Annotated in this window: 21 protein-coding genes; 9 read left to right on the forward strand and 12 right to left on the reverse strand. The window is 66.9% G+C overall.

The annotated features are described in order from the left end of the window. Window positions 1-77: 77 nt before the first annotated feature. The 4 genes from MKI84_RS01245 to MKI84_RS01260 all read right to left on the reverse strand — a co-directional run bounded on the left by MKI84_RS01245 (window position 78) and on the right by MKI84_RS01260 (window position 4,229). The gene (locus MKI84_RS01245) at window positions 78-1,061 is read right to left on the reverse strand and encodes a FecR family protein (RefSeq protein WP_241616155.1); all 984 of its coding nucleotides are present in this window, start codon (window positions 1,059-1,061) and stop codon (window positions 78-80) included. A gap of 93 nt (window positions 1,062-1,154) precedes the next feature. Beyond that, window positions 1,155-1,649 carry an RNA polymerase sigma factor gene (locus MKI84_RS01250; RefSeq protein WP_241616156.1) on the reverse strand — a complete coding sequence of 165 codons (495 nt, stop codon included), beginning with the start codon at window positions 1,647-1,649 and terminating at the stop codon, window positions 1,155-1,157. A gap of 172 nt (window positions 1,650-1,821) precedes the next feature. Beyond that, window positions 1,822-3,315: an MFS transporter gene (locus MKI84_RS01255; RefSeq protein WP_281063185.1), complete on the reverse strand. Its 1,494-nt coding sequence runs from the start codon at window positions 3,313-3,315 to the stop codon at window positions 1,822-1,824. A gap of 53 nt (window positions 3,316-3,368) precedes the next feature. Continuing rightward, window positions 3,369-4,229 carry an oxidoreductase gene (locus tag MKI84_RS01260; RefSeq protein ID WP_241616158.1) on the reverse strand — a complete coding sequence of 287 codons (861 nt, stop codon included), beginning with the start codon at window positions 4,227-4,229 and terminating at the stop codon, window positions 3,369-3,371. A 160-nt stretch (window positions 4,230-4,389) separates the two neighbouring features. Here MKI84_RS01260 and MKI84_RS01265 point away from each other — a divergent pair, with 160 nt between their 5' ends. Both MKI84_RS01265 and MKI84_RS01270 read left to right on the forward strand, forming a co-directional pair. Then, on the forward strand, window positions 4,390-5,256 hold the full coding sequence (locus MKI84_RS01265) for a LysR family transcriptional regulator (RefSeq protein WP_241616504.1): 867 nt from the start codon (window positions 4,390-4,392) through the stop codon (window positions 5,254-5,256). Between the two features lie 274 nt (window positions 5,257-5,530). After that, window positions 5,531-6,736 carry a M14 family metallopeptidase gene (locus MKI84_RS01270; RefSeq protein WP_241616159.1) on the forward strand — a complete coding sequence of 402 codons (1,206 nt, stop codon included), beginning with the start codon at window positions 5,531-5,533 and terminating at the stop codon, window positions 6,734-6,736. Window positions 6,737-6,763: 27 nt separating this feature from the next. Here the strand turns inward: MKI84_RS01270 and MKI84_RS01275 are convergent, their stop codons facing one another. Together MKI84_RS01275 and MKI84_RS01280 are read right to left on the reverse strand one after the other, a co-directional pair. Beyond that, entirely contained in the window at window positions 6,764-7,699 is a 936-nt protein-coding gene (locus MKI84_RS01275) for a pirin family protein (RefSeq protein WP_241616160.1), read from the reverse strand. A 208-nt stretch (window positions 7,700-7,907) separates the two neighbouring features. After that, window positions 7,908-8,801 carry a LysR family transcriptional regulator gene (locus MKI84_RS01280; protein WP_241616161.1) on the reverse strand — a complete coding sequence of 298 codons (894 nt, stop codon included), beginning with the start codon at window positions 8,799-8,801 and terminating at the stop codon, window positions 7,908-7,910. A 149-nt stretch (window positions 8,802-8,950) separates the two neighbouring features. Here MKI84_RS01280 and MKI84_RS01285 point away from each other — a divergent pair, with 149 nt between their 5' ends. Together MKI84_RS01285 and MKI84_RS01290 are read left to right on the forward strand one after the other, a co-directional pair. Next, window positions 8,951-9,604, forward strand: coding sequence for a hydrolase (locus tag MKI84_RS01285; RefSeq protein ID WP_241616162.1), 654 nt, complete (start codon window positions 8,951-8,953; stop codon window positions 9,602-9,604). Window positions 9,605-10,007: 403 nt separating this feature from the next. Beyond that, window positions 10,008-11,132: a mechanosensitive ion channel family protein gene (locus MKI84_RS01290; RefSeq protein ID WP_241616163.1), complete on the forward strand. Its 1,125-nt coding sequence runs from the start codon at window positions 10,008-10,010 to the stop codon at window positions 11,130-11,132. Between the two features lie 22 nt (window positions 11,133-11,154). Here MKI84_RS01290 and MKI84_RS20600 read toward each other — a convergent pair whose 3' ends face one another. From MKI84_RS20600 to MKI84_RS01300, 3 genes are all read right to left on the reverse strand, one after another. Next, window positions 11,155-11,277 carry a hypothetical protein gene (locus MKI84_RS20600; RefSeq protein ID WP_281063179.1) on the reverse strand — a complete coding sequence of 41 codons (123 nt, stop codon included), beginning with the start codon at window positions 11,275-11,277 and terminating at the stop codon, window positions 11,155-11,157. A 171-nt stretch (window positions 11,278-11,448) separates the two neighbouring features. Continuing rightward, window positions 11,449-11,742, reverse strand: coding sequence for a YciI family protein (locus MKI84_RS01295; protein WP_241616164.1), 294 nt, complete (start codon window positions 11,740-11,742; stop codon window positions 11,449-11,451). Between the two features lie 92 nt (window positions 11,743-11,834). Next, the gene (locus MKI84_RS01300; protein ID WP_241616165.1) at window positions 11,835-11,978 is read right to left on the reverse strand and encodes a hypothetical protein; all 144 of its coding nucleotides are present in this window, start codon (window positions 11,976-11,978) and stop codon (window positions 11,835-11,837) included. 138 nt (window positions 11,979-12,116) lie between these two features. Between MKI84_RS01300 and MKI84_RS01305 the strand changes: the two genes are divergently transcribed. Further along, entirely contained in the window at window positions 12,117-12,821 is a 705-nt protein-coding gene (locus tag MKI84_RS01305; RefSeq protein ID WP_241616166.1) for an SOS response-associated peptidase, read from the forward strand. On the opposite strand, the gene MKI84_RS01310 is transcribed toward MKI84_RS01305, so the two are convergent. Both MKI84_RS01310 and MKI84_RS01315 read right to left on the reverse strand, forming a co-directional pair. After that, complete coding sequence (locus MKI84_RS01310) at window positions 12,811-13,317, reverse strand: hypothetical protein (protein ID WP_241616167.1); 507 nt, start codon at window positions 13,315-13,317, stop codon at window positions 12,811-12,813. The two genes, MKI84_RS01305 and MKI84_RS01310, sit on opposite strands and share 11 nt — an antisense overlap. Before the next feature lie 60 nt (window positions 13,318-13,377). Continuing rightward, the gene (locus tag MKI84_RS01315; protein ID WP_241616168.1) at window positions 13,378-14,034 is read right to left on the reverse strand and encodes a GntR family transcriptional regulator; all 657 of its coding nucleotides are present in this window, start codon (window positions 14,032-14,034) and stop codon (window positions 13,378-13,380) included. A 209-nt stretch (window positions 14,035-14,243) separates the two neighbouring features. On the opposite strand from MKI84_RS01315, the gene MKI84_RS01320 reads away from it, so the two are divergent. The 4 genes from MKI84_RS01320 (at window position 14,244) to MKI84_RS01335 (ending at window position 19,707) form a co-directional block, all read left to right on the forward strand. After that, a complete protein-coding gene (locus MKI84_RS01320) occupies window positions 14,244-15,872 on the forward strand; it encodes an ABC transporter substrate-binding protein (RefSeq protein WP_241616169.1) in 1,629 nt (542 codons plus the stop codon). 208 nt (window positions 15,873-16,080) lie between these two features. Further along, window positions 16,081-17,094, forward strand: a complete 1,014-nt coding sequence (locus MKI84_RS01325; protein WP_241616170.1) for an ABC transporter permease — start codon at window positions 16,081-16,083, stop codon at window positions 17,092-17,094. Beyond that, a complete protein-coding gene (locus tag MKI84_RS01330; RefSeq protein ID WP_241616171.1) occupies window positions 17,091-17,972 on the forward strand; it encodes an ABC transporter permease in 882 nt (293 codons plus the stop codon). Before MKI84_RS01325 ends, MKI84_RS01330 begins: the two co-directional genes overlap by 4 nt. Before the next feature lie 10 nt (window positions 17,973-17,982). After that, window positions 17,983-19,707, forward strand: coding sequence for a dipeptide ABC transporter ATP-binding protein (locus tag MKI84_RS01335; RefSeq protein WP_241616172.1), 1,725 nt, complete (start codon window positions 17,983-17,985; stop codon window positions 19,705-19,707). 24 nt (window positions 19,708-19,731) lie between these two features. On the opposite strand, the gene MKI84_RS01340 is transcribed toward MKI84_RS01335, so the two are convergent. Next, window positions 19,732-20,118, reverse strand: a complete 387-nt coding sequence (locus tag MKI84_RS01340; RefSeq protein WP_241616173.1) for a hypothetical protein — start codon at window positions 20,116-20,118, stop codon at window positions 19,732-19,734. Window positions 20,119-20,513: the final 395 nt, after the last annotated feature.

The following is a 20,513-nucleotide window of genomic DNA, read 5'->3' on the forward strand; positions in this document are numbered from 1 at the left end:
GATGCGCGGCAGTTCGCAGGAAGGAAGACAACTGGGGCGCCGGAGTCAGTAACGGAAAATTGAAAAATCGACAGTGCCTAGTAAAGCACTGTGATTAATGGATAAATAGATCGCGCCCTGATGCCGAGCTCGGCGGTGATGGTGTCGATAGCGTCATGCAGATCGTTGGTGGCGAGCACGCCGCTGACCCGTCGCTCGGCGAGCGTATCGTCGAGGATGACGATGTGGCTGTGCTGGTAGCGGTTCAGCGTCTCGACGACATGACGCAGCCGCGTGCCATCGAAGACCAGCAGTCCGCGGCGCCAGGCGGTCGCCGCGTCGATATCGCGGGTGCGCACGCGCCCCATGCCGCTTTCGGGCGCATAGCGCACCTGCTCGCCCGGCGAGAGCACGACGTCCTGCGTTTCCGTGCCCCGCTGGAACGCCACGGTGACCTGATGTTCGATGGCGAGAACTTCGGCGCCGTTGCCTTCTTCCTCGATCGCGAACTGCGTGCCGAGCGCCGTGGTCGTGCCGCCGGCGGCTTCGACCACAAACGGGCGGGGCTCGCGCGCATCGCGCGGCATGGCCGAGAAGAACACTTCACCGGCGAGGAACTTCACCCGCCGCTCGGTATCGTTGAAGTCGATGGCAATGGCGCTCGCCGGGCCCAGTTCGACCGAACTGCCATCGGCCAGCGTGACCGTGCGCACTTCACCGGGCGAGGTGCGATAGTCCGCCGTCGCCAGCAGCCACAGGTCGCCGAAATAATAGCGCGCGAATCCGGTGCCGAGCAGCAGAAGCCCGATGAAGGCGCCGATCCGGATAGCGCGCCGGGCCGGGGACGTCCGCCGCCGTACCGGAGTCAGTCCCCGCAACGGACCCGGATCCAGCCGAAGCTGCGAGAGGTCCCGCCAGGTGGAGGCCGCCTCCTCGAACGCCGCGCGGTGGTCCGGATCGTCCTCAAGCCAGCAACGCAGCGCGCGTTTCTCGTTGTCGGCCAATGGCGAGCCGTCGAGACGCGCCACCCATTCGGCGGCGCGCATGCCGATCTCATCGTCGCGATCGTCGACAGTGCTCACTTCCGCACACCCGCAGTTCGGTACCATCCCCCTATAAGACAACTGAGCGCGGGGGACATAGTAATCAGCGATCGCATGCGCGGCGATACGGTCTCAGCGCGCGCGCAGGCGGCGGGTCAAATGCGCGATGGCGACAGCGAGATGCTTCTGCACCGAGCTTTCGGAAATCCGCAGGTGCTTCGCTACCTCGGCATGGGTGAGGCCGTCGAGCCGGTTCAGCACGAAGATTTCCTGCGTGCGGAGCGGCAATTCCTGAACGAGTGCATGGACGCGTTCGAGCTGGAGACGAGAATCGACCACATCCTCCGGCGAGGGCTGGTCGGCCGCCAGCTCGGCGAAAGCTTCCGGCGCGACGGTATCGGTGCGGCGCCGGGCCTCCTGCTTGCGATGATTGAGGAGGAGATTTCGCGCGATCGCATAGAGATAGGCGCGGATGTTGTAGATATGCGCTTCCGGGCGCTCCAGCACGTTTACGAACGTGTCCTGCACCAGATCATTGGCGGTATGTCCATCGCCGAGCCGACACCGCAGATAACTCCGCAGCTCCGCCTCGTGCGTTGAAAAGACAAACGACAGATCTGACTGCATGAAACCGGCGCGGTCCCTCTGGCCTCCGTTGAGACGAGACAGCTACCATGCAGACCTTTTGAAGTTAAGCCGTCCGAAATACATTATAATTGTTGCAGACTCATAGATTGGAATACTTCTAGTCTTGGCCGTGGCGGTCTCTCAAGCCGGCGTGGCCGATGCCACGCGTCCCTCAAACCCGAGCCTCCGCCTCGTTATGCGGAGGAGGCGCCCGGCGGACCAGGGTGAGGCTCAGGGCCACGCCGCCCGTGAGACAGAAGGCGATGCAAAGGACGGCGACGATAAGCGCCTGCGTGATGGCGGCCGGGTCGCTTCGCGCGCCCTGCACCTCGTAAAAGATTCCGCCGATAACCGCGACGCTGAGCGCGGTGCTGACCTGGAGAGTCGAGGAGGCGATCCCGGCGATCATGCCGGAAAAGACCGGAGCGACGCGGCCCGTCACCATCGCCATCAGGGTCGGCAGCGCGAGCCCTTGGCCAAAACCGACGACGAACAGCAGGGTGGCAAGCGGCATCGGTGCGGGATGCAGGCCGGTCAGTGTCGCCGCGATAAGCCCGGCGAGACCCAGGAGCCCGACAACCTCCAGCCCCATGCCGATCGGATTGACATAGGCGCCGAATAACCGTCGGAGCAGGGGCGTCGACAGCGGCCCGAGCAGGAATCCGGCGCCAAACGGCAGGAAGACGAGGCCGGCCTGCAGCGCCGTCACACGCAGCGCGTCCTGCAGATAGATAGAGAACAGCTGGAAAAAGCTGCCGATCGAGTAGAACAACAGCGCGATCAGCAGCGCGTGGCCCAGTCCCGGTGCCTGCAAGGCGCGCGGGTCGAGCAGGGGCGCTCCGCCCGCTCGTGCCAGCCGGGTCTCATAACGCCAGAACAGCCACGCCAGCAGCGGCGCCCCGGCCAACGACAGCCAGGACCAGAGCGGCCACCCGGCTTCGCGCCCCTCGATCAGCGGCACGAGCAGCGCGCCGAGCGTCAGCATCGACAACGCCATCCCGCCGAGATCCAGCCGGCGTGCATCGCGCGCGCGTGTCTCTTTCAGCAGAGGAAGGCCGAACAGCAGGACGAGCATCGCCACGGGCAGGTTGATCAAAAAGATCGCCCGCCATCCCAGCCCCAGAATATCCAGCGCGATCAGGACGCCGCCCAAGGCCTGCCCGACCACCGCGGCCAGGCCGAACACCGCACCATAGATGCTGAGGGCGATCGGCTTCTCCCGCTCCGGGAAAATCGCCTGCACCGAGGCGAGCGCCTGGGGCGCCATGACGGCCGCCGTTACGCCCTGCAATGTGCGCCCGGCGATCAGCACCCAGGGCGACCAGGCGAAGCCGCACAGCGTCGAGGCGGCGGCAAAGCCGATCAGGCCGAGAAAGAACACACGGCCGCGACCAAACAGATCGCCAAGCCGCCCACCGGTGGTCAGCGTCACGGCATAGAGCGCGGCATAGGAAGCAATGACGAGCTGCTCGGCAGAAGAGGAGGCGCCCAGTTCTCCCCGGATGGAGGGAAGCGCCACATTGACGATGAAGAAGTCGAGCGGCGGCAGGAACGCGCCAACCAGCAGGATCACGAACATCGTCCAGCGGCGCGGCTCGAACGCGGCGTCACCGTCTCGCACCACGGCCGCCGCAAGGGCCGCGGCGTCACCTGTTGTCGCTCTCATGGCTGTATGTCCGTTCGTGAAGCTAAACGTCGCGGCCGCCAATGCAGGCCGCGCTATCGGGTGCCGACTGCCGAACCCTGGTCAGGCGTGTCGAAATCGGTCGCGATGGAGATGTCGCGCCAGGCGCTCATGTCGGCGCGGAAGGAGGCGAGCTTCTGCTCGGCTATCGCGTGGGCGCGCGGCCCGATCGGGAGGTGCAGCGGCGGATGCTCGGCATCGATGGCCTGCAGCATCACCGCGACGGCTTTGGCCGGGTCGCCGGCCTGCCGGCCGTTATTGGTCTGGCGGTAATGGCGTCTTGCCGGCACCGTCTCGGCATAGGCGGGGACCTCCCGCGCCGCGGTCATCATCGAGCGGCCGAGAAACTCGGTGCGGAAGGGGCCGGGCTCGACGATGATCACCTGCACGCCGAGCGGCCGAAGCTCCTGTGCGAGTGCTTCGGACAGGCCTTCGACGGCGAACTTGCTCGCATTGTAGAAACCGAAACCCGCCGAGCCGGCGATACCGGCGCCGGAGGAGAGATTGACGATGCGGGCGCCGGGACGTTTGCGCAGCGCCGGCAGGGCGGCGCGGGTGGTCTCGATCAGGCCGAACAGGTTCACCTCGAACATCGGGCGATATTCGTCGGGCTCTGCCTCCTCGATCGCGCCGATGAAGCCGAAGCCGGCATTGTTCACGAGGACGTCCAGGCCCCCGAACACGCTTTCGGCCAGCGCAACGGCCCTTGCGGCGTCGCCGGGGCGGGTGACGTCAAGCGCCATGGCGCGCACCGTCTCGGGATAGCGGTCGCACAGCGGCTGCAAGCTATCGATGGAGCGGGCGGTGGCTATGAGGCGGTCGCCTCGCGCGGCGACGGCCTCGGCAAGCTGCCGGCCCAGGCCCGACGAGCATCCTGTGATCAGCCAGGTTTTCATCATGTCCTCCTTCGGCGTTGGGAACGAGCGCCACACAAGCCAACGCCATAAGCGGCCGGCGCGCGGCCATGCCCAACCGGATGAGGCGAATGTAGGTGATTGGATTTGTTCGATAACTGACAGTATTGTACAGTATCCGTTCATTTTTGTGGGTGTGGCGATGGAGTGGAGCGACGTCAGGATCTTTCTGGCCATAGCCCGTACCGGCACGCTGGGCGCGGCCGCCCGCGCGCTTCATCTCAGCCATCCCACGGTCGGGCGCCGCCTTCGGGCACTCGAACAGGCCACCGGCCACACGCTGTTCCAGCGAACGGCCGACGGTTTCGTTCCGACGGAAGAAGGCAACGCCGTCATCGCTCTGGCCGAGCAGATGGAGGATGGCGCTCTGGCCATCGAGCGGCGTCTCGCCGGACAGGAGCAGGCCCTTCAGGGCACCTTGCGCATATCGTCGGCCGACTGGTTCGGCGCCTATGTCCTGCCGCCGATCATCGACGATTATGCGAAGGCTTATCCGCACGTTGATCTGGAAATTCTCACCGGTACCCGCCTGTTCAGCCTCGCGCAGCGGGAGGCCGACATCGCGTTCCGGATCGTCCCGTTCGACAACCCCGATGTCGTACAGCGACGACTGGTCTGTCTGCCCTATGGCGCCTATGTCGCGGCAGGCTCGCCCGAGCCGGTCTATGGCGATGGAGCCGGCTTCCGGCTCATCACCCACGACACGTCGACCGGCCAGTTCCCGGATATTGCCTGGCTCACCGAGAGCTTTCCAAACGCGAAGCCGCTCCTGCGGTCGAACAATCGGAACGTGCAGGGCCGCATGAGCCGCCAGGGCATTGGCATCGCCGTCCTGCCACAAGTGGTCGGAAGTCAGATCGTTGGTCTTCGCAAGCTCGATCTGCCGGTAGAGGCCCCCTCACGGGATATCTGGATGGGCTATCACCGGGACATCCGGCGCCTTCAGCGGCTGCGGGCCTTCATAACCGTCGTGACCGATCACATGGCGAAATCACCACTCCAACGGTGAATGCCGCGGACGCGCAACATCACGATCAAGCTTATCCAACCCGGCTCGGCCGACAGCGATATGAACCCGGCGGAGGGTTCGCGGGCGGCTTCCATGCCTGGGCCGATGTCCGTCAAGCGCTGCGGCATTGCTGGCGACGTGGCGAGCCTCGCGCCTCATCTCGCCGGCCGGCACCTCTCATCCGCCGCGCACCCGGCCATGTCGGCATTGCGCTCGGCGCCGCTGGCGCGCAAGCATGCATGGGGGCGGGCAACTTGCGGATAAGGATCACCACATGTCGAACACGCCGAACCAGCGCCTCGATCGCCGCGATTTCATGATCGCGTCAGCGGCGATGATCGGCGCGTCGACCGGTCTTGTCGCCGAGGCCGGGCCCGCCGCCGCGCAAGGCTCGACGTCCCCCGCTGCCGGCCCCGCACCGGGCGCGCCGTCGGCGACGGTCTATACCGGCGACGTCATCGAGGGGCGCAAGGTCGTCAGCGCGCTCGACATTGGCGACCTTGAGCCGGGGCGGAAGCATCTTCTGTATTTCCAGGGCGTCGAAATGCCCAGCGGACAGCATTGGTATGTGTCCGTGATCGTCGCCAGGGGCGCCAAGCCCGGCAAGCGCGTCGTGCTGGTCAGCGGCGTGCATGGCGACGAGATGAGTTCGGTGCACACGGTGCAGTCGGTGATGAACCAGCTCGATCCGGCGCAGATGTCGGGCACGGTCATGGCGGTCACGGACGTCTCCCGCCCCGCCATGGAAGGCATGCAGCGCCGCTGGCCCAATGCCGGCAGGGGAGCCGATCTGATCGACATGAACCGGGAATGGCCGGGCAATGAGAACGGCCTTTCCGCCCCCAGCCGTCATGCCGGGCTGCTGTTCAACCGCTTGTTGCGGCCGAATGCCGATGCCGCCATCGACTTCCACACCGGGACCACCGGCTTTGAGGTCACCGCCTTCAACATCGGCGGCATGGATGTGCCCGAGGTCAAGGCCATGCTGGAGCTGTATCCCGTGGGCCAGATCTTCGACAATCACGTCTATCCCGGCGTCCTGCACAACGCCTTTATGGATGTCGGCATCCCCGCCTTCACCCCGGAGATCGGCGCGGCGCGGGTGCTGGATCACGAGATGATCGCGCTGTTCGTCGAGGGCACGATGAATGTCCTCAAGCATCACGGCATCGTCGCCGGCCCCATGGGTCGCACGGGCAAGGACGTGCGCGTCTTCGTGGGGAACAGCGCCCTCCCGATACTGGCCACCGAAGGCGGCATTGTCGAGCATCTGGTCCGGCTCAACGACAGGGTGGAGCCCGGCCAGAAAGTCGCCATCCAGCGTAACAGCTTCGGCGAAGTGGTCGCCGAATACACCAGCGGCGTCGCCGGCGAGGTGACGGGCCAGCGCAGCGACGCGATGGCGGAGCCCGGCAACCCCCTGGTGTTCATCCTGTTTCACATGGATGGGGCGGATCGGGGCGAAATCTATCCCGAGTGACCGTTTCGCGTGTCCGGCGCGCCTCGCTCAGTCCGGCAGTGGAATGTGCTCGTCGCGGTCATCGATCGGGAGATCGAAGCGGCCCTTGCCCCAGTTCTGTGCCCGCCATTCCGCCTTCGCCTCCTCGATGCGCTCGCGCGACGAGGCGACGAAATTCCACCAGATGTAGCGGGGACCCGAAAGGGTCGCGCCGCCGAGGATCATCAGACGCGCGCCTCTGTCGCCGGCCGCGACCGTGATCCGGTCGCCGGGGCGGAAGACCATCATCCGGCCCGCCTCGAACTCCTGTCCGGCGATCGAGATCGAGCCGTCGACGATGTAGATGCCCCGGTCCTCGTGACCATCCGGCATCGGCAGACGTGCGCGCGCATCCAGCGTCACGTCGGCGTAGAACGTCTCCGAGTACATGGTCGCGGGGGCCGTTTCGCCATAGGCGCTCCCGAGGATCAGCCGGACCGACACGCCGTCATCCTCGATGACCGGCAGCGCCTCCTTGCCGTGATGCTCGAACAGCGGCGCCATATCCTCGTTGCTCTCCGGCAGCGCGAGCCAGGTCTGGATGCCGAACAGGCTGTTCGGGCCGCTGCGGGCGGCCGCCGAGGTGCGCTCGGAATGGGAGACGCCGTGCCCGGCGACCATCCAGTTCAGTTCGCCCGGACGGATGATCTGGTCGGCCCCGGTGCTGTCGCGGTGATGGAAATCGCCGCGATAGAGATAGGTCACGGTGCCGAGACCGATATGGGGATGCGGCCGCACGTCGATGCCCTGTCCGGTGAGCAGCTCCGCCGGCCCGGCCTGATCGAAGAAGATGAACGGGCCAACCATCTGCCGCTTCGGCGCGGGCAGGGCGCGCCGGACCTCGAAGCCGCCGAGATCGCGCGCGCGGGGCACGATGAGCGTCTCGATCGCGTCGAGGCCGACCTCATCGGGACAGCCGGGTTCGATTGCCGGATTCCAACTCATGCGCCTCATCCTCTGCCGGGCTGCCGTCAGCCCTGGTCACTGTCCACCCAAAGCTCCAGACTGGCCGGCGGCCGCCGGTTCGGCTAGCCCCGCCATCCGCCACGGCGTGTCGCGATAAGTGGAACATGGACGCGCCATCACGCCGATCGGCGCTTCGCGTCGCCACGCGCGGCCGGCGCCATTCGTCCATGAGCCCTGCCGTTCCTGTTCAGCGGTCGAGCCCCCACACCTCCGGATTGCGTGCGAAATACGCGATCAGCCTCTCGGTGAGGATGCGCACCTTCCGCACGGGATGCTGCCCGGGCGGGCGGACGACATAGGCACCTGCCGATGGCGGGGGATAGCGCGTCATCACCGGAACCAGCGCGCCGGAGGCCACATAGGGGTGGGTGATGCAGTCCGGGAGCCAGGCGAGGCCGAGCCCCGCCGCCGCCGCCGCGGCAAGCGCCGTCGCATTGTCGGCCTTGAACCGGCCCTGCGGCTGGACCGTGACGATCCTGTCGCCGTCCATGAACTGCCAGGCTTCGGTTCCTTGCATCACGGCCTGGTGGTCGGCGAGCTGCTCGACGGTCTCGGGCGAACCATGGGCCTTGATGTAGGCGGGGCTGGCCACGAGCGCGCCGTAGATCGGTCCGACACGCTTGGCGATCAGGTTGGAGTCCTGAAGGTAGCCAACCCGGATCGCGCAGTCGAAACCCTCGCCGATCAGATCGACAAACCGATCGGTGTAGGAGGTGTGGATGTGGAGCTGCGGGTGGCATTGCGCCATTTCGGCAACCACGGGAGCGAAGTGGGTCGGCCCGAAGGACAGCGGCATGGCGATCCTCAGTCGGCCACGCAGCTCGCCGGCGGGGAGGATCGCCTCGCGCGCGGTCTCGATCTCGGTGCTGGCCCGGGCCGCATGATCGCGGAACGTGATCCCCGCTTCCGTCAGCGCGGCGCCCCGGGTGGTTCGTGAGAGCAGCTGGACGCCGAGCTCCGCCTCGATCCGGAACAGCCGCCGGCTAACGATCGACTTGGAGATGCCGAGACGGCGCGCAGCGGCCGATACGCCCCCGGCATCGGCAACGGTGACGAAGGTCTGCAGATCCTCGATGTCCAAGAGCGTTGCTCCTTTCGCGACACAGCGTGTCGGACTATGGCACTATCTCATCACCTAACGGAACAGCAAATTGCGCCCGGCCCGCGTCGCCCGCGGCGCATGCCTTCCGCAAAACCAGTGCCGCTCAATCGGCAGCAAAGGACGCAGCAATGACTTTTCGCAACGGCCTCGCGTCGCTTCTTCGTCCCGAAGACTCGGTCCTCGTTCTGATCGACCACCAGCCCTACCAGCTCGCGAACCTGAACAGCCACGAGCCGCAGATGGTCATCAACAATACGGCGGGTCTGGCGAAGGCGGCCAAGGCCTTCGGCGTCCCGACCATCCTGACCACCGTGGTCGCGGAGCGGGGCGGCCTGCTCTTCCCCCAGATCACGGAGGTCTTCCCCGGACAGGAGGTGATCGACCGGACCCTCATCAACACCTGGCAGGATCCGAAGGTGGTGGATGTGGTCAAGGCGACCGGCCGCAAGCAGCTGGTCATCGCCGGCCTGTGGACCGAGGTCTGCGTCGCCATGCCCACGATCCAGGCTCTCGGCGAGGGCTGGGACGTGACGGTGGTCACCGATGCGTCTGGCGGCGTCTCCGTCGAAGCCCACGAGGTCGCCATCCAGCGCATGATCGCGGCCGGCGCGAATATGATGACGTGGGTGGCGGTGGCCGCCGAGTGGCAGCGTGACTGGGCCCGGCTCGACACCGCCGCCAAGCTGACCGAGGTGTTTGTGCAGCACGCCGGCGGCAGCGGCATCGCGTATCTCTGGGAGCAGCAGCTGCTCAACACGCCGGTGCCGAAGGCCGCCGGCTGATCCGGGCCTAGCCGGGCGGGGTTTCATGACGCGTCGACATCGATCCGTATGAGGAGCCTCGCCAGCCGGGCCGCGCAGGCAGGAGCGGGGAGCCGGCACATTTCCCGGCCCCCGCCACGCCCGCGCGTCGCTCAAGTTCGGCAGCCGCGTGGTCCGGTATAGCCGCGTGACCGGCAGCCACCTCTCCAGATCGTCGATACGCCGCCCGAGCACGCTGGCCGAGTTGTTCTCCTTGAGGACGGCACGGGCCACCGGGCCTTCGGTCCTCACCAGCTACTCCGCCGCGCCGATGCGGGAGAGCGGGACAGCGCGCGGCGATGAGTGGGGCCGCCGCCGCTTTTGCTGCATCGCGGGAACCCGTCGGCATGCCGGCCGTTAGCGTCAGGTAACCGGCGGAGGGTGGATGGAATATGTCGAGACGGCGCTCGATGGCATCGAGCGCGCGCTACCTTGGGTTCCGAGCTGGGTGGTGAGCCTGGCGCTTTTCGTCATTGCCGTGCTGCTGGCGCGGTGGCTGCATAATCTGGCGTTCAGGATCGTGACCCGCGCGGTGGGCGGGATGGACCTGTTCTGGCGCTCGCTGGTGTCGCGGGCCGAGGGTCCGACACGGCTCGCCGCCATGATCGTCGGCATGTGGATCGCGGCCGGTGTCGCCCCGCTGACCTGGACCGAGACCGGGATCGTCCAGCAATTCCTGCTGGTCTGCTTCATCGCGCTGGTCGCCTGGCTCGCCCAGACCGCGCTGCACATCTGGGTCACCGTATATCTGCGGCGCTTCAAGCTCGACGCTGAAGACAATCTGCTCGCCCGCAAGCACGTCACCCAGACCCGCATCCTGCGCCGCGTCGCGTCGGTGATCATCTTCACCGTGGGGCTGTCGGCGGTGCTGATGTCGTTCGAGCAGGTGCGCCAATACGGCGTCAGCCTGCTCGCCTCGGCCGGGGCCGCCGGCATCGTGGTCGGCCTTGCGCTCCAGCCCGTGCTCAAGAACCTGCTCGCTGGCATCCAGCTCGCGGTCACCCAGCCGATCCGCATCGACGACGCCCTGCTGGTGGAGGGCGAGTGGGGCAATGTCGAGGAAATCACCTCGACCTATGTGGTGGTGCGGCTGTGGGACTGGCGCCGGCTGATCCTGCCGCTCAGCTATTTCATCGAGCAGCCGTTCCAGAACTGGACCCGCGAGGGCTCGGCGCTGATCGGCACAGTGATGATCTATCTCGATTACAGCGTCCCGGTCGGCGTGCTGCGCGCCAAGGTCGAGGAGATCGCCAACGCCTCGCCGCTTTGGGACCGGCGCGTGGTGAACGTGCAGGTCACCGATTTCCGCGAGAACGTCATGGAGGTGCGCATTCTGGTCAGCGCGTCCAATGCCGGGCGGGCCTTCGACATACGCTGCGAGGTGCGCGAGAAGCTGATCGCCTTCCTTCAGGAAGCCTATCCCGCCGCGCTGCCGCGCGTGCGCACCGAGTTCTCGGCTCCGGTTGGGCAGGGCCAGCACCCCGAATTTGCGGCGGTCGTGCCGTCGTGAGGGCCGGCGGGGGACGGCAACGCTAGCATTTCCCGCCATGCCGGCACCGCAGGCCGCCGACCGCGATCACCACCGCGGTCATGCCGAGCGCTCCCGTCAGGGCGAACAGGCTCAGCGATGTCAGGTCAAAGTCCAGCACGCTCATCGCGCGAAGCTCCGCAGCCGGCGGCACTCCGCCATCCGGCGATGCACCACTCTCGCCAAGCTCCTTACGTTCGGCCAGCCGAAAAAACGAAATGGGTGGCATGCGTCGCCCGCATGGCGCGAGCAGGTTTGGCGAGCGCGTCATTGGCGACGGCGTGTCGGGCGAGGGCGCTCAGGCCCCCATCACCCCGTCCTTCACCACGACGCGATAACCCTTGAGCTCGACGCTGCCGAACAGGTCCGCCTTGCTGTAGGGATCGGCGTCGACCATGGCCTGCGCGGCGGCGCGATCCTCGGCCTCGTAGACGATGACCGAACCGCAGGGCTTGCCTTCCTCGTCCAGCATCGGCCCGGCCAGCACCAGCGCGGTGCCCAGCGAGCGCAGATAGTCGAGATGGCTCGGGCGCACCTCAAGGCGCAGCGCAAGGGCGTTCGGGCGGTCGTGGGCGGTCAGGACGAATTGCATGGCGGCACCGTATCAGCGGATTTGAATGCAAACGGCGTAACCCATCATGTCCTGGAATCCAAACGGAACCTGACCGCCCGATACGCGCCGCCTCAGCCCGGCGGATCGACCTTCACGCCCTGCGGGCCAACCTCGATCTGCAACGAATTCTGGTCGCGCTGATACGCCTGATAGGCGAACACGCCCGCAACCACGGCCAGAATGACCACCAGCCCCACAAGAATCGGACGACTCATGATTCTCAAACCCCTTCATTACTTTAGGAGGCACCGCCGGGCGGTGGCGCACTCCGGTAAGGGAACGGGGAGACGGGCTTTAAGTTCCCGTCTACCGGCGGCATAAGGGTGGGGGTGCCTCGAACCGGGAGCCGGAACATGTGCGGACGCCTTCTCCAGGCTCGCGACCTCACCGCCTATGCCGAGCATTTCCGCATCCCGCCGGGCGGTGCGGCGGTGCCCAACCTGCCGCCGCGCTATAACGGCGCGCCGACGCAGGATTTTCTCGTCGTCCGCCGCAATCCGCAGACCGCGCGGGCCGAGTTCGGCGCGCTACGCTGGGGGCTGGTGCCGGTCTGGGCCAAGGACCGCTCGATCGCGAACCGGACCTTCAACGCCCGCGCCGAGACGGTCGCTACCACCGCCTCGTTTCGCGGGGCATGGCGGGCAGGGCGGCGCTGCCTCATTCCGGTCGATGGCTTTTACGAGTGGCGCCGTGCGGCCGGCGGCAAGCAGCCGTTCCTGATCGCCCGCGCCGACGGCGCGCCGATCTGGCTGGCCGGACTGTGGGAGGGCTGGAAGGATCCGGCAAGCGGGGAGTGGCTGCGCACCTTCACCATTCTCACCTGCGCGGCCTCGCCCTTCATGGCGCCGCTGCACGACCGCATGCCGGTCATCGTCGAGGACAGCGAGGCCGGGCGCTGGCTGGAGGCGGAGGCTCCGGCCGACCTGCTGCGCGCCTACGGCCCGGACGACCTGTCGATGCGCCCGGTTTCGCCGCGGCTCAATTCGGTGCGGAATGAGGGGCCGGAGCTGTTGGAGCCGCCGGCGGGCGAGGCGCCGTCGCTCGATCTCAGCCTTTGATCCAGGCGCGGAACCGTGCCCCGGCCAGCGCCGCCTCACGGCGCAGGCGCAGGGCGAGCCGCCAGATCGAGGTGCGCCGGACCCGCTCCAGCATGTAGTCGCGCACCTGCACCATCAGGCCGATGGCCCATGCGAACCATGGATAGGTCAGCAGCTTGGCGCGGCCGGCATGGTAGATGCGCTCCACCACCACGAAGCTCATGAGATAGGCGAACACCATGATCAGCGCGCCGGTCCTGAAATGCCCGCGCGCGATGACGACCACGCCGACCGCCTTCAGCGGCTCGGCGATGGCAAAGGGAATGGCCAGAATCACGAGGATGAACAGGCGGTTGCGCGCCGCGATCCAGCGGTCCAGACGCTGCATGATGCGCCAGGAGCCGACCCAGCGCAGGAACGGCCGGTAGAGCGGGCGGGCGAGTTCGTCGAGCAGGATGAGCGGGACCAGCAGCACCTCGAAGGGCAGGCGCGCCAGCCGGTACAGTGTCTTACGCATCGTCTGGAGTATCTCGGCCTGAAGTGTCTCGCTCAACGTCGGGGCGCACCCGCGCGAGGCTCACACCGCGCTGATGCGCTGGAGCTGGTCGAACGCGTCCTCGACCAGGCTGACATGGTGCAGCATGGCCGCATGGGCGCCGGCGGCATCGCCACCCAGCACCGCCTTCACCACCGCGCCGTGCTCGGCATGCGAGCGGGCGAGGCGGCCCGGCGCACGGAACTGCGCCTGACGGAACGGGGCGAGGCGCCGACGCAGCGCGATCGTCATCTCCGACACCACGACATTATGCGCGCCGGCATAGAACATGGTGTGGAACACCGTGTTGCTCGCCGTGTAGGCGGCGACGTCGCCGCGCGCGGTCATCTCGCCCATGCTCTCGTGCAGCGCGTCGAGCCGGCGGCGCTCGATCGGCGTCATGCTCAGCGCGGAGAGGCGGGCGCAGGTGGCTTCCAGCTCGCCCATGGCGACGAACAACGTGTCGAGCTGCTCGGAGGTCACCTGCGTAACCACGGCGCCGCGGCGCGGGCGCAGCTCGATCAGGCCGCTGGTCGCAAGCTGGCGCAGCGCCTCGCGTACCGGCGTGCGCGAGGTGCCATAACGCTCGGCGAGCATGTGCTCATCGAGACGGCTGCCGGGTTCCAGCGTGCCGTCCAGAATGGCAGAGGCGAGGTCCGCCGCCAGTTTCTCGGTTCGGGTCTGGCGTTCATCGGCCATGGCGGGCGCGCTTATCCTGCTGCTGTGGACACGAAATTTGCCCCCAATCCTTCGCATGAAACCGACGATGCATACAGCCCAATATATGAGCGGCGGTGAATTCTATTTCAGCACACAAAAATGCAAAGTTGCATGCACAATCCCCATCAAGAATGCATCACCGGCTTGCGGCACGATGATCCGCCGGCCTGACGGGAGCACTGGGGAACATGAATCGTCGCGAATTCCTGAAGTCCACCTCCGCCGTTACCCTGGCTTCGGCTGGTGGCCTCGCCGCACCCGCGCTGTGGAGCCTGGCTCAGGCCCAGTCGGCGCGTCAGGAGACGCTGCTGCTGGTGAGTGAGGGCGGGCCGAACAATCTGGACATCCACGGCGTCGGCACCAACCGCCCCGGCTACGAGGTGTCGTGGAACTGCTACGACCGGCTGATGAGCTACGGCACCAAGACGCTGCCGGACGGCTCGGTGAGCTATGATCGCGACAAGCTGGTGCCGGAACTCGCCGAGAGCTGGGATCTCACCAAGGATTCCGTGACCTTCACGCTGCGCAAGGACGCCAAGTTCCACGACGGCGCCCCGGTAACCGCGCACGACGTGAAATGGTCGCTCGACCGCGCGGTGACGGTGGGCGGCTTCCCGACCTTCCAGATGAAGGCGGGCTCGCTGGAGAAGCCCGAGCAGTTCGTCGTGGTCGACGACCACACCATCCGCATCGACTTCATCCGCCCCGACCGGCTGACCATGCCGGACCTCGCGGTGATCGTGCCGGGCGTCTATAATTCCAAGCTGGTGAAGTCCAAGGCGACCGAGCAGGACCCCTGGGGCCTCGAATACACCAAGCAGAACACCGCCGGCTCCGGCGCCTACAAGGTCACGCGCTGGCAGCCGGGCACCGAGGTGGTGTTCGAGCGCAACGATGCGTGGGTCTGCGGTCCGCTGCCCGCGCTCAAGCGCGTGGTATGGCGCATGGTTCCTTCGGCCGGCAACCGCCGGGCGCTGATCGAGCGCGGCGACGCCGACATCTCCTTCGACCTGCCGTCCAAGGACTTCAAGGAGCTGGAGGCCGGCGGCAAGGTGAAGGTGGTGTCGAACCCGATCTCGAACGGCATCCAGTATATCGGCATGAACGTCACCAAGCCGCCCTTCGACAAGCTCGAAGTGCGTCAGGCGGTGGCCTATGCCATCCCGTATCAGAAGATCATGGACGCGGTGATGTTCGGCATGGCCAAGCCCATGTTCGGCGCCGCCTCCAACACGGTGAGCGAGCCGGTCTGGCCGCAGCCGCACGGTTACAACACCGACATCGCCAAGGCCAAGGAACTGCTTGCCAAGGCCGGCTACCCGGAAGGCTTCGAGACCACGCTGTCCTTCGACCTCGGTTCGGCAGGGATCAACGAGCCGCTGTGCACGCTGGTTCAGGAAAGTCTGGCCCAGATCGGCATCAAGGCAACGCTGAACAAGATTCCCGGCGCGAACTGGCGCGGCGAGCTGACCAAGAAGGAGCTGCCGCTGATCGCCAACTTCTTCTCGGGCTGGCTCGACTATCCCGAATACTTCTTCTTCTGGTGCTATCACGGCCAGAACGCCGTGTTCAACACGATGAGCTACAAGAACCCGGAGATGGACAAGCTGATCGACGGCGCCCGCGCGAGTGCTGCCGCCGGCGACTGGCCCGCCTACACCAAGGACGTGACCGGCTTTATCGATCTCGCCTTCGCCGAGGTGCCGCGCGTGCCGCTCTACCAGCCCTATCTGAGCGTCGCGATGCAGAAGCCGATCACCGGCTATCAGTACTGGTTCCACCGCCAGCTCGACTACCGCACGCTGAAGAAGGGCTGAGCGCCGCGCGCAGAGGGTCGCCAGCGCCCCGGATCGCCACGCGCGTCCGGGAACGCGATTGGGGGGCGGCAAGGGGGTCGGGCGCCAGGCGTCCCCGCTGGGCGTCCGACCCCCGAGCGGCGCCTGATCGCAAGGCGCCCGTTCGCTCCTCCCGCCGGCCCCTCTCAAGCCTGATTTTCGCCCGCCGTTCCGTTCCATGGAGGCCGCGTTGCTCAAGCAGATCATCAAGCGCATGGCGACGGCGATACCGAGCATCATCGGCGTCGTCATCGTCACCTTCCTGCTCACCCGCGTGCTGCCGGGCGATACCGCCGCCTATTTCGCCGGCCCGGCCGCCAGCGAACAGGCGATCTCGGAAATCCGCGCCAAGCTCGGCCTCGACCAGCCGCTGCCCGTGCAGTTCCTCGCCTATGTGAAGGACCTCGCCACCGGCAATCTCGGCAACTCGCTCACCACCGGCCAGCCGGTGCTCGACGACATCCGCGCCCGCCTGCCGGCCTCGGCCGAGCTGACATTGCTGGGGCTGCTGCTCTCGGTGCTGGTCGCGGTGCCGCTCGGCATCCTCGCCGCCGTGCGGCAGGGATCGTGGATCGACCATCTGTGCCGGCTGGTGGCGACGGCGGGCGTGTCGCTCCCGGTGTTCTTCACCGGGCTGCTGCTGGTCTATGTGTTCTATTTCAAGCTCGGCTGGGCTCCGGCGCCGCTGGGGCGGCTGGACTTCTTCTATTCGCCGCCGGAAACGATCACCGGCTTCTACCTCGTCGACAGCCTGCTCGCCGGCGATATCGAGGTGTTCCGCGCCTCCTGGTCGCAGATCTGGCTGCCGGCGGTGACGCTCGCCATCTTCTCGCTGGCGCCGATCGCGCGCATGACCCGCGCCTCCATGCTTGCCGTGCTGGCCTCGGATTTCGTGCGCACCGCGCGGGCCTCGGGGCTGAAACCGCGCAAGGTCGTGCTGGGCTATGCGTTCCGCAACGCGCTGCTGCCGGTCGTGACCACGCTCGGCATGGTGTTCTCCTTCCTGCTGGGTGCGAATGTGCTCGTGGAGAAGGTGTTCGCCTGGCCAGGGATCGGCTCCTACGCCATTGAGGCGCTGATCACTTCGGACTACGCGCCGGTGCAGGGCTTCGTGCTCGCCATGGCCATTCTTTACGTGCTGCTGAACCTGCTCATCGACATCGTCTACGGGCTCATCGACCCGCGCGTGAGGATTGAAGCATGACCATGGTCTCCGCCTCTCCCGCCTCAGCCCCCCGCGACGGGCTGCTGTCCCACGCCCGCCACATCGTCGCCGAGAACCCGGTGACCGGCATCGCCTTCGGCCTGTTCGCGCTGCTGGTGATCGCGGCGGTGCTTGGTCCGTGGATCGTGCCCTACGACCCGCTGGCGAGCGACACGGTGAACGCGCTCCAGCCGCCCTCCGCCGCGCACTGGTTCGGCACCGACCAGCTCGGGCGCGACATCTTCTCGCGCGTGGTGGTGGCGACGCGGCTGGACATGGTGATCGCGATCGCCTCGGTCGCGCTGGTGTTCATCGCCGGCGGCTTCGCGGGCATCGCCTCGGGCTATTTCGGCGGCTGGACCGACCGCATCGTCGGGCGCGTCTCCGACACCATCATGGCGTTTCCCCTCTTCGTGCTGGCCATGGGCATCGTGGCGGCGCTGGGCAACACGGTGACCAACATCGTCATCGCCACCGCGATCATCAATTTCCCGCTCTATGTCCGCGTCGCCCGCGCCGAGGCCAATATTCGCCGCGAGGCTGGCTTCGTGCAGGCGGCCCGGCTGACCGGCAATTCGGAAATGCGCATCCTGCTCACCCAGATCGCGCCGAACATCCTGCCGCTGATGATGGTGCAGGTCTCGCTGACCATGGGCTACGCCATCCTCAACGCCGCCGGTCTGTCCTTCATCGGCCTGGGCGTGCGCCCGCCTACCCCCGAATGGGGGATCATGGTCGCGGAAGGCGCCTCGTTCATCGTCTCCGGCGAATGGTGGATCGCCTTCTTCCCCGGCGTGACGCTGATGCTGGCCGTGTTCTGCTTCAATCTGCTCGGCGATGGTCTGCGCGATCTCGTCGACCCGCAGCGCCGCACCTGAGGGGGCCGTCATGAACGTTCACAACGTGCCGCCGAACCACGTCCAGCCGCCGCTGCTCGATGTCCGCGACCTCTCCGTGGAGTTCGCCACCCGCCGGGGCGTGGTGCGGGCGGTGGAGAAGGTCAACATCCGCCTCGCCAAGGGCGAGACGCTGGGCATCGTCGGTGAATCCGGCTCGGGAAAATCGGTCACCTCCTACACGGTGATGCGCATCCTCGACCGCGCCGGCCGCATCGCGGAAGGCGCGATCCGGTTCGGCGGGGTCGATCTGGTGGGCGCCTCCGAAAGCGAGGTGAGGGCGCTTCGCGGCCGGGAGATGTCGATGATCTTCCAGAACCCGCGCGCGGCGCTGAACCCGATCCGCAAGGTCGGCAAGCAGATCGAGGACGTGCTGATCGAGCATGTGCAGGCCCAGCCTTCGGATGCGAAGGAGAAGGCGATCGAGGCGCTCAAAGCGGTGCGCATCGCCCGGCCGGAAGAGCGCTATCATGCCTATCCGTTCGAGCTTTCCGGCGGCATGTGCCAGCGCATCGTGATCGCGCTGGCGCTGGCCTGCCGGCCGCAACTGCTGATCGCCGACGAGCCCACCACCGGGCTCGACGTCACGACCCAGAAGGCGGTGATGGACCTCGTGGTCGAACTGACGCGCGAGCGCAACATGTCGACCATCCTGATCACCCATGACCTCGGCCTCGCGGCGGCCTATTGCGACCGGGTGATGGTGATGGAGAAGGGCAAGGTGGTGGAAACCGCCAATGCCAGCGAGATCTTCCGCGCTCCCCAGCATCCCTATACGCGCAAGCTGATGCGCGCGACCCCGCGCGGCGGCGTGACACTTCGCGACCTGCTGCCGGAGGACGTCGCTGCCGCCATGGACGCGCCGTCCGAGCCCGCGGCCGCGCCGGGGCAGGGGCCGCTTCTCAAGGTCGAGGCGCTGGTGAAGGAATATCCGCGCCAGCTCACCGGCGGCGGGCTGGCGCAGGCGCTCGGTTTTCGCGGCGCGAGCGCAGATCCGTTCCGCGCGGTGGACGGCATCAGCTTCGAGGTGGCGCGGGGTGAAAGCCTCGGCCTCGTCGGCGAATCCGGCTGCGGCAAGTCCACCACCTCGATGATGCTGATGCGCCTGATCGACCCGACCTCGGGGCGGATCATGTTCGATGGCACCGACCTCTCGGCCATTCCCGCGAAGCAGTTCGCGCGCTCGGCATTCCGCCTGCGCATCCAGATGGTGTTCCAGGACCCGACCGACAGCCTCAACCCGCGCTTCACCGCGGCGCGCTCGATCGCGGATCCGCTGATGCGCATGGGGACGGCGATGGGCAGCGCGGCGCTGCGTGCGCGGGTGGAGGAGCTGGCGGGCCATGTCGGCCTGCCCCCGGAGTTTCTCGACCGCTTCCCGCATCAGCTCTCGGGCGGGCAGAAGGCGCGCGTCGGCATCGCCCGCGCCATCGCGCTCAATCCCGATCTCGTGGTGCTCGACGAGCCGACCGCCGCGCTCGACGTCTCGGTGCAGGCGGTGGTTCTGAACCTCTTGCAGGACCTCAAGACCAAGCTGGGCATGAGCTATATCTTCGTCAGCCACGACCTCGAAGTGGTGCGCATGCTGTGCGATCGGGTGATCGTGATGCGCGCGGGCGCCATCGTGGAGGAGGGCGGCACCGAACAGGTGATGGCGGCGCCGAAGGCCGCCTATACGCGCGAGCTGCTGGCCTCGATCCCGCATCCGCCGATCTGAACGCGCCGGCTCACGCCCGCGCAATCATTTCTTGCGGCCGTATTCCTCGTCCATCCACTGGTCGGCCTGCACCATGCGGGTGAACATGTAGGCCACGGCGCGGGCGGTGGCGACGGTCGGCCCCTGTTCCCAGACTTCGCCATGCTCGAAGCCCATCATCACCGTGTAGTTCGGCCGGCGGGCGCCGAACAGCGTGCGCTTGCGCAGCGACTTCACCACGACGAACTCCATGTGAAGCTGGTTGGAGACGAGGTAGAGCATCCCCTCGCTCGGGTCGTATTTGGGCGACAGCTTCGATGCCACGGCGGGTGTGGCACGCGTGATGGCGGCGATGTCGGCGTCGGTATAGGGAAGGCGATTCATGTGCGCGGCGGTGGCGCGCATCTCCGGCAGGGTCAGGCGTTCGGCCATGGGTCGCGTTCCTCGTCGTGTCTTTGCGGCCGTTCTCGGCTGCGCTCTTGCCGCCCACGGGGCGGAGCGTTGCTTTAGGCGAAATGCCTCCGTTACGTAAAGCCGCCCGTGGATTTTCGAGTGCACGGCATGGTTGCGATCGCGCGGCATCGGGCGGGAACGGCAGTCGACCTCAATATTCCCTAGCGGCATCATCCGCCTTCATTCTTGAAGGAATTTCAGCAGGAGCGCGACAGGGGGCCGGCAGCACGCATGCCGGGCTGATGGCGGTCATCGCCGGCCTTCTTGTCGTGATTGTGTTGATGCTCGATCGGCGTCACGTCTCGCTCCGGGCGCCTGCGCGCGCGGCTGGAGGTCGGCGAATCGCCGCACTCCGCCGGATGGCGAGTTGACGG

This window comes from Ancylobacter gelatini, assembly GCF_022601675.1.
Taxonomy (GTDB): Bacteria; Pseudomonadota; Alphaproteobacteria; order Rhizobiales; family Xanthobacteraceae; genus Ancylobacter; species Ancylobacter gelatini.

What these genes read in the sequence shown, in the direction of transcription:
- MKI84_RS01335 (WP_241616172.1), top strand. Translation starts at nt 17,983, where the DNA reads ATGAACGTTCACAACGTGCCGCCGAACCACGTCCAGCCGCCGCTGCTC.
- MKI84_RS01305 (WP_241616166.1), top strand. Translation starts at nt 12,117, where the DNA reads ATGTGCGGACGCCTTCTCCAGGCTCGCGACCTCACCGCCTATGCCGAG.
- MKI84_RS01310 (WP_241616167.1), bottom strand. Translation starts at nt 13,317, where the DNA reads ATGCGTAAGACACTGTACCGGCTGGCGCGCCTGCCCTTCGAGGTGCTG.
- MKI84_RS01290 (WP_241616163.1), top strand. Translation starts at nt 10,008, where the DNA reads ATGGAATATGTCGAGACGGCGCTCGATGGCATCGAGCGCGCGCTACCT.
- MKI84_RS01300 (WP_241616165.1), bottom strand. Translation starts at nt 11,978, where the DNA reads ATGAGTCGTCCGATTCTTGTGGGGCTGGTGGTCATTCTGGCCGTGGTT.
- MKI84_RS01275 (WP_241616160.1), bottom strand. Translation starts at nt 7,699, where the DNA reads ATGAGTTGGAATCCGGCAATCGAACCCGGCTGTCCCGATGAGGTCGGC.
- MKI84_RS01270 (WP_241616159.1), top strand. Translation starts at nt 5,531, where the DNA reads ATGTCGAACACGCCGAACCAGCGCCTCGATCGCCGCGATTTCATGATC.
- MKI84_RS01320 (WP_241616169.1), top strand. Translation starts at nt 14,244, where the DNA reads ATGAATCGTCGCGAATTCCTGAAGTCCACCTCCGCCGTTACCCTGGCT.
- MKI84_RS01265 (WP_241616504.1), top strand. Translation starts at nt 4,390, where the DNA reads ATGGAGTGGAGCGACGTCAGGATCTTTCTGGCCATAGCCCGTACCGGC.
- MKI84_RS01315 (WP_241616168.1), bottom strand. Translation starts at nt 14,034, where the DNA reads ATGGCCGATGAACGCCAGACCCGAACCGAGAAACTGGCGGCGGACCTC.
- MKI84_RS01260 (WP_241616158.1), bottom strand. Translation starts at nt 4,229, where the DNA reads ATGAAAACCTGGCTGATCACAGGATGCTCGTCGGGCCTGGGCCGGCAG.
- MKI84_RS20600 (WP_281063179.1), bottom strand. Translation starts at nt 11,277, where the DNA reads ATGAGCGTGCTGGACTTTGACCTGACATCGCTGAGCCTGTTCGCCCTG.
- MKI84_RS01330 (WP_241616171.1), top strand. Translation starts at nt 17,091, where the DNA reads ATGACCATGGTCTCCGCCTCTCCCGCCTCAGCCCCCCGCGACGGGCTG.
- MKI84_RS01250 (WP_241616156.1), bottom strand. Translation starts at nt 1,649, where the DNA reads ATGCAGTCAGATCTGTCGTTTGTCTTTTCAACGCACGAGGCGGAGCTG.
- MKI84_RS01255 (WP_281063185.1), bottom strand. Translation starts at nt 3,315, where the DNA reads ATGAGAGCGACAACAGGTGACGCCGCGGCCCTTGCGGCGGCCGTGGTG.
- MKI84_RS01340 (WP_241616173.1), bottom strand. Translation starts at nt 20,118, where the DNA reads ATGGCCGAACGCCTGACCCTGCCGGAGATGCGCGCCACCGCCGCGCAC.
- MKI84_RS01285 (WP_241616162.1), top strand. Translation starts at nt 8,951, where the DNA reads ATGACTTTTCGCAACGGCCTCGCGTCGCTTCTTCGTCCCGAAGACTCG.
- MKI84_RS01295 (WP_241616164.1), bottom strand. Translation starts at nt 11,742, where the DNA reads ATGCAATTCGTCCTGACCGCCCACGACCGCCCGAACGCCCTTGCGCTG.